General features: G+C 71.2%; 6 protein-coding genes. All 6 read right to left on the bottom strand.

What is annotated here, in order from left to right:
* Positions 1-43: 43 nt before the first annotated feature.
* Positions 44-1,066 carry a TIGR03842 family LLM class F420-dependent oxidoreductase gene (locus tag CCN72_RS29525; protein ID WP_086811039.1) on the bottom strand — a complete coding sequence of 341 codons (1,023 nt, stop codon included), beginning with the start codon at positions 1,064-1,066 and terminating at the stop codon, positions 44-46.
* A gap of 11 nt (positions 1,067-1,077) precedes the next feature.
* Positions 1,078-2,481: a dihydropyrimidinase gene (gene hydA / locus CCN72_RS29520; RefSeq protein ID WP_086811038.1), complete on the bottom strand. Its 1,404-nt coding sequence runs from the start codon at positions 2,479-2,481 to the stop codon at positions 1,078-1,080.
* Between the two features lie 93 nt (positions 2,482-2,574).
* Positions 2,575-3,417 carry a nitrilase-related carbon-nitrogen hydrolase gene (locus CCN72_RS29515; RefSeq protein WP_086811037.1) on the bottom strand — a complete coding sequence of 281 codons (843 nt, stop codon included), beginning with the start codon at positions 3,415-3,417 and terminating at the stop codon, positions 2,575-2,577.
* Between the two features lie 155 nt (positions 3,418-3,572).
* Positions 3,573-5,150 (bottom strand): PucR family transcriptional regulator, encoded by a 1,578-nt coding sequence (locus CCN72_RS29510; RefSeq protein ID WP_086811036.1) that lies wholly within the window; start codon positions 5,148-5,150, stop codon positions 3,573-3,575.
* Positions 5,151-5,206: 56 nt separating this feature from the next.
* Positions 5,207-6,460 (bottom strand): aspartate aminotransferase family protein, encoded by a 1,254-nt coding sequence (locus CCN72_RS29505; protein ID WP_202442134.1) that lies wholly within the window; start codon positions 6,458-6,460, stop codon positions 5,207-5,209.
* 29 nt (positions 6,461-6,489) lie between these two features.
* Positions 6,490-7,000: nitrilase-related carbon-nitrogen hydrolase (locus tag CCN72_RS29500; protein ID WP_279630293.1), on the bottom strand; the 511-nt coding region annotated here is incomplete at its 5' end.

Raw genomic sequence — 7,000 nt, 5'->3', positions numbered from 1 at the left:
CCCCCGAGGGGACCGGGAGAGACGGTGAACGGGGCTGGTGGGGCTAGGAGTTGACGGCGGGGATCACCTGGCTGCCGTAGGCGTCGATGGTGGCCTCCTGCGCGTCGTGCATGTCGTACAGCGCGAACTGGTCGACGCCCAGGGCGCGCAGCGCGGTCAGCTTCTCGATGTGCCGCTCGGGCGGGCCGATGAGGCAGAAGCGGTCCACGATCTCGTCGGGCACGAACTCGGTGTCGGGGTTGCCGCTGCGCCCGTGGTGGGCGTAGTCGTAGCCCTGCCGGGACTTGATGTACTCGGTGAGTTCCTCCGGGACCTGGGCGGAGTGTGCGCCGTACTTGGAGACCAGGTCGGCCACGTGGTTGCCGACCATGCCGCCGAACCAGCGGCACTGGTCGCGGGCGTGGGCGAGGGCCTCGGGCGAGTCGTCGGCGGTGACGTACGCCGGTGCCGCCACGCAGATGGTGACCTCGTCGGGGTCGCGGCCCGCCGCCTGCGCCGCGTCCTTGACGGCCTTCACCATGTACTCGGTGAGGTAGAGGTCGGCCAGCTGGAGGATGAAGCCGTCGGCCTCCTCGCCGGTCATCTTCAGCGCCTTGGGGCCGTACGCGGCCATCCACACGGGGAGTTGGGCGCCTGGCCTGACCCAGGGGAACTTGACGACCGCGCCGCCGCCGAGGTCGGCGGCGTCGCCCCGGCCGAGGGCGCGGATCACCTTGATCGCCTCGCTTATGCGGGCGAGGGTGTTGGGCCTGCGGCCCGCGACGCGCATCGCGGAGTCGCCGCGGCCGATGCCGCACACGGTGCGATTGCCGAACATGTCGTTGAGGGTGGCGAAGGTGGAGGCGGTGACCTCCGGGGTGCGGGTGGACGGGTTGGTGACCATCGGTCCGACCGTCAGCCGTTCCGTCCGCGCCAGGATCTGGCTGTAGATCACGAACGGCTCCTGCCACAGCACGGCGGAGTCGAAGGTCCAGCCGTGGCTGAAGCCGTTGTGCTCGGCCCGCCGCATGAGGTCGATGACGCGGGAGGCCGGCGGGTCGGTCTGGAGGACGAGTCCAAAGTCCATGGGCGCTGCTCCTAGTTGAGGTACTGGCAGGTGGAGCGCGGGGTGTAGACGCCGTGTCCGGCGTGCCCGGTGTACTCCCGCCGGTCGATGACCGTCTCGCCGCGCGAGAGGACCGTCTCCACCCGGCCGGTGATCCGCCTGCCCTCGTACGCCGAGTAGTCGACGTTCATGTGATGCGTCTCGGCGGAGATCACCTGCTCGGCGTGCGGGTCGTAGATCACCACATCGGCGTCGGCGCCCGGGGCGATGGTGCCCTTCTTCGGGTACAGGCCGAACATCCGCGCCGGGGTGGCGCAGGCGATCTCGATCCAGCGGCGGCGGGAGATGTGCCCGTCGACCACGGCCTGGTGGAGGAGATCCATGCGGTTCTCCACGCCCGGCATCCCGTTGGGGATCTTGGAGAAGTCGCCGCGGCCCAGCTCCTTCTGCCCGCTGAAGCAGAACGGGCAGTGGTCGGTGGAGACCACCTGGAGGTCGTTGGTGCGCAGCCCCCGCCAGAGCGCCGCCTGGTGCTCCCTGGGCCGCAGAGGCGTCGAGCACACGTACTTGGCGCCCTCGAAGTCCGGCTCGGCGAGGTTGTCGGTGGACAGGAACAGGTACTGCGGGCAGGTCTCGCCGAACACGTTCAGCCCGTCGTCGCGGGCCCGCGCCAGCTCGGTGAGCGCCTCGGCGGCCGAGACATGGACGACGTACAGCGGCGCGCCCGCGACCTGGGCGAGCCGGATGGCGCGGTGGGTGGCCTCGGCCTCCAGCAGGGCCCTGCGGACCTCGCCGTGGTAGCGCGGGTCGGTCTCGCCGCGGGCGAGGGCCTGTTCGACCAGGACGTCGATGGCGATGCCGTTCTCGGCGTGCATCATGATCAGGCCGCCGTTGCCCGCGGCACGCTGCATGGCGCGCAGGATCTGGCCGTCGTCGGAGTAGAACACCCCGGGGTAGGCCATGAACTGCTTGAAGGAGGTCACGCCCTCCTCGACCAGCAGGTCCATCTCCTTGAGCGTCTCCTCGTGCACATCGGAGACGATCATGTGGAAGGCGTAGTCGATGGCGCAGTTGCCCTCGGCCTTCTGGTGCCAGGCGTCCAGGCCCTCGCGCAGGGTGCGGCCGACGCTCTGGATGGCGAAGTCCACGATCGTGGTCGTACCGCCCCAGGCGGCGGCGCGGGTGCCGGTCTCGAAGGTGTCGCAGGCGTAGGTGCCGCCGAAGGGCATCTCCATGTGGGTGTGGCCGTCGACACCGCCGGGGATGACGTACTTCCCGGTGGCGTCGATGGTCTGCCCGGCGCCGAGCGCGGCGGCGGCGGGGGTGCCGGATGCCGCGAGGGCGGCGATGCGGCCGTCCTCGATGAGGACGTCGGCGTGGATCTCGTCGGATGCGGTGACGACGAGACCACCGCGGATGATTTTTCGGCCGGGCATTGGTCCCCTCTCGATGTCGGCTGCGGGTACGTCGTGGCTGGTCGCGCAGTTCCCCGCGCCCCCTTCGGGGCGCGCTTCACACGGGCGACGTTTTTACGGGGCCGTCAAAGGGCCGTACGCGCCCGGGGTGCGGTCGCGGTAGAACTGCCAGCGGTCGCGGACCTCGCGGAGTTTGGCCATGTCCAGGTCGCGGACGACCAGTTCGGTCTCCTTGTCACTGGCGACCTCGCCGACGTACTGGGCTTCGGGGTCCACGAAGTAGGTGGTGCCGTAGAAGTCGTTGTCGCCCAGGTCCTCCACGCCGACCCGGTTGATCGCGCCGACGAAGTACTCGTTGGCGGCGGCCGCGGCCGGCTGCTCCAGTTGCCAGAGGTACTTGGACAGGCCGCGGGAGGTGGCCGAGGGGTTGAAGACGATCTCGGCGCCTTCGAGGCCGAGCGCCCGCCAGCCCTCGGGGAAGTGCCGGTCGTAGCAGATGTAGACGCCGATCCTGCCGACGGCGGTGTCGAAGACGGGCCAGCCGCTGTTGCCCGGGCGGAAGTAGAACTTCTCCCAGAAGCCCTGCACCTGGGGGATGTGGGTCTTGCGGTACTTGCCGAGGTAGCTGCCGTCCGCGTCGATCACGGCGGCGGTGTTGTAGAGGACGCCCGGCTGCTCCTCCTCGTACATCGGCAGGATCAGCACGATGCCGAGGGCACGGGCGAGGGACTGGAAGCGCTGGACGGTCGGACCCTCGGGGATCCGCTCGGCGTAGTCGTAGAACGCCTTGTCCTGGACCTGGCAGAAGTAGGGTCCGTAGAACAGCTCCTGGAAGCACAGGACTTGGGCGCCCTGCGCGGCCGCGTCGCGGACCGCCTGTTCGTGGACCTGGATCATGGACTCCTTGTCGCCGGTCCAGGCGGTCTGGAAGAGGGCGGCACGGATCACTCGGCTCATCGGGACCTCCGGTAGCGGGGTGTGCGGTGAGCCTAGGAAGCGGGCGGCCCGGCTTCGACGGGCAGCGTGTCACGTCCCCTGGGGCTTGGCGTGCCACCGTGTCATGTCTGCGCGGGCCCATGTCTCACCGCCGTTTTCCCAGGTGGTCACAGATTTCAGCGTTGTTGCGCATCATGCGCGAGCAGCGCGATGTGCACGGAGGCCGCCTGTTCGAAGTCGTCCAGGTCGACACCGAGGCGGCCCTGTATGGCCTCCAGGCGGCGGTAGAGCGCGGGCCGGGAGACATGGTGGAGCTGGGCGGTACGGGATTTGTTGCGGCCGGTGGCGAGGTAGGTGCGCAGCACTTCGAGCAGCTCGGGCTCGGCCTTGCGCAGCAGCCCGTCCAACTCCCGTTCCGCGAACGACTGCACATCCGGGTTCTCCCGCAACAGCCGTACGAGCCCCCGCAGATGGACGTCCTTGAGGCGTACGACGGCGGGCAGCCCGAGGGCGGCGGCGGAGCCGGCGACGGCGTCGGCGACATGGCGGGCCTCGCGCAGTCCCGCGGGCACCTCGTCCCAGCCGGTGCGCGGGTCGGCGGCGGCGACCAGCGCGTCCGGCCGCCCGGTTGCCTCCCGCAGCCGGGCCGCGAAGAGCGCGGTGAGGGCGTCGGCGGGCCGGTCGCGCGGGAGGCTGAGCAGGACGGCGGTGACCCCGTCGGCCAGCTCGGCGGCGAGCCCGGACAGGCCCAGCACCCGCAACAGCCGGTCCAGTACGGCGGGTTCGGCGTCCGGCACGACGAGCGGCACGAAGGTGCGCAGATTGACCGGGAGCCCGGCGGCGCGGGCGCGCGGCAGCAGTTGGCGGGCCGGTACGACACCGGAGACGAGGTCGGTCAGCAGGCTCTGCGCGGACTGTTCCTCCCAGCTCAGCGCGGAGCCGCCGAGCATGCGGTGCAGCACCAGGGCCTCGGCGGCGCGGTCGGCGAGCAGCCGCCCATTGGCCGCCTCGCCCCGGTAGCCGCACAGCAGCAGCCGCCCCCAGCGTTCGCCGCGGCCGCCGAGTTCGGCGCTGATCCAGGCGTCCAGGGCGCCGCCGCCGGCCTGCCGGGCGACCCGCTCCCAGTCGCGCAGCACATCGTCCACGGCGGCGCGCTCCCCCGCCGTGGCGAGGACGCGATGGGCGAGATTGGTGAGGACGACGGGACAGGCGCTGTGCCGGGCGACCTCGTCGAGCAGCCGCTGGAGCGGGGCGCCGGCCGTGATCAGCGCGGTGAGGTCGGTGCGGACCGCCTCGGACAGGCTGACGGCCGCGAACTTGCGCCGGACCAGCCGGGACTGCACCTCCTCGGTCAGCTCGGCGAAGGGGAAGGGGCGGTGCAGCACGACCAGGGGAAGGCCGCAGCGTTCGGCGGCGCGGCGCATCACCTCGGGCGGGGCGGGGAAGGCCCGGCCGAGGCCGAGGACCACGGCAGCGGCCTCCGCCCGGTGCAGGGACTGGATGTACTCGGCCTGCCGGCTCTCGTCACCGGCGAGGAGCACCCCGGTGGTGAGCACCATCTCGCCGCCGGTGAGCATCACGCCCACGTCGGCGGCCTCGGCGACATGCACCCAGCGCACCGCCCGGTCGAGGCCGCCGGCGCCGGCCACCACCTCGGGTTCTCCGGCCAGCACCCGCTCCAGCGTGAGCACCTGGCGCACGGAGAGGGCGGGTTCCGGCGGGGCGGCGGGACGGGAGGCGGAGGTGGTGGTCATGGCCGTATCCCCTTGCTCGGCAGTGCCAGGTGTCCCCTTGGTGTAGTACGCGTTTGTTACGAGTACGCGCTCCTGAGCGCGTCTTCCAGGATGGCGGCGCCCTCCTCGGCCTCCGCGACGGTCAGCGACAGCGGCGGGGCGACGCGCAGGGCGCTGGTGTCGTGGCCGCCGCCCTTGCCGATGAGCAGGCCGCCGGTGCGGGCCGCCTCCAGGACGGCGGAGGCCGCCTGCGGGTCGGCCTCGTCGGTGCCGGGTTTCGCCAGCTCGATGCCGATCATCAGACCGCGCCCGCGGACCTCGCGCACCCCCGGCAGCTGGGCGGCGACGGCCCGCAGCCGCTCGATGAGCAGGCCGCCGACCCGGCGGGCGTTGCCCTGGAGGTCGTGGTCGAGGAGGTAGGTGAGGTTGGCGAGCCCGGCGGCCATGGTGAGCTGGGTGCCGCCGAAGGTGGAGATGCTGTTGGCGTCCAGGCAGTTCATCAGCTCGGCACGGGCGATGACCCCGCCGATGGAGGCGCCGTTGCCGATGCCCTTGGCGAAGGTGACGATGTCCGGCGGGCCGCTCGCGGCGTGTGCCCCCCAGCCCCAGAAGTGGTCGCCGGTGCGGCCCCAGCCGGTCTGCACCTCGTCGGAGATCCACAGGATGCCGCGCTCCTTGAGCACCTCGTGGAAGTCGGCGTACAGCCCGTCGGGCGGTGAGGTGAACCCGCCGACGCCCTGGACGGGTTCGGCGATCAGTGCGGCCGGAGGCCGGGTGTGGCCGAGGACGTCCCGCAGGTCGGCGACGCAGGCGTCGGTGAAGGCGCGGTCGTCCAGGTGCGCGAAGGGGCCCCGGGTGCGGACGCCGCCGTGCACGTACAGGGTCTGGAGCGGGGACAGCGAGGTCGGGGACCAGCTGCGGTTGCCGGTGATGCCGACGGTGGAGAAGGAACGGCCGTGGTAGCTGTTGCGCATGGCCAGGACGGTGTTGGTGCGCCGGTACGTGGTGGCGAGCAGCAGGGCGGTGTCGTTGGCCTCGGTGCCGGAGGTGGTGAAGAAGACCCGGGCGTCGGGGATGCCGCTCACCTGGGCGATGCGCTCGGCGAGTTCCACCATCGGGCGGTTGAGGTAGAGGGTCGAGGAGTGCAGGATGCGCCCGGCCTGCTCGCTGACCGCCTTGGTGACCTCGGGCAGCGCGTGCGCGGTCATGGTGGTGAGGATGCCGCCGAAGAAGTCCAGGTAGCGGTTGCCGTCGGAGTCCCAGACATGGCGGCCCTCGCCATGGGTGATCTCGATCGGGTCGTCGTAGTAGAGGGCGAGCCAGTCGGGCATCACCCGGCGGTGGCGGGAGTAGAGGTCGCTCACGGCTGCACCAGCCCTTCGTAGGCGTCGGGACGGCGGTCGCGGTAGAAGGCCCACTGCTGCCGTACGTCGTCGATGAGTGCGAAGTCCAGGTCGCGGACGAGGAGTTCCTCGTCCTTGTCGCCCGCGACCTCGCCGACGAACCGGCCGCGGGGGTCCACGAAGTACGAGGTCCCGTAGAAGTCGTTGCTCCCGTACTCCTCCTGTCCCACCCGGTTGATGGCGGCGACGAAGTACTCGTTGGCGACGGCCGCGGCGGGCTGCTCCAGCTGCCAGAGGTGGGCGGACAGGCTCCGGTGGGTGGCCGAGGGGTTGTAGACCAACTGGGCGCCGCCGAGGCCGAGTTGCCGCCAGCCCTCGGGGAAGTGGCGGTCGTAGCAGATGTAGACGCCGACCCGGCCGACGGCGGTGTCGAAGACGGGCCAGCCGAGGTTGCCGGGGCGGAAGTAGTACTTCTCCCAGAAGCCCTCGACCTGCGGGATGTGATGCTTGCGGTACTTGCCGAGGTAG

The organism is Streptomyces murinus, from assembly GCF_002154555.1.
Classification (GTDB): Bacteria; Actinomycetota; Actinomycetes; order Streptomycetales; family Streptomycetaceae; genus Streptomyces; species Streptomyces murinus.
The sequence above is the reverse complement of the archived record's forward strand: the minus strand, read 5'-3'. Positions and strand labels throughout refer to the sequence as shown.

Coding starts and splice junctions, on each gene's coding strand:
- CCN72_RS29525 (WP_086811039.1), bottom strand. CDS start 1,066: ATGGACTTTGGACTCGTCCTCCAGACCGACCCGCCGGCCTCCCGCGTC.
- hydA (WP_086811038.1), bottom strand. CDS start 2,481: ATGCCCGGCCGAAAAATCATCCGCGGTGGTCTCGTCGTCACCGCATCC.
- CCN72_RS29515 (WP_086811037.1), bottom strand. CDS start 3,417: ATGAGCCGAGTGATCCGTGCCGCCCTCTTCCAGACCGCCTGGACCGGC.
- CCN72_RS29510 (WP_086811036.1), bottom strand. CDS start 5,150: ATGACCACCACCTCCGCCTCCCGTCCCGCCGCCCCGCCGGAACCCGCC.
- CCN72_RS29505 (WP_202442134.1), bottom strand. CDS start 6,460: ATGCCCGACTGGCTCGCCCTCTACTACGACGACCCGATCGAGATCACC.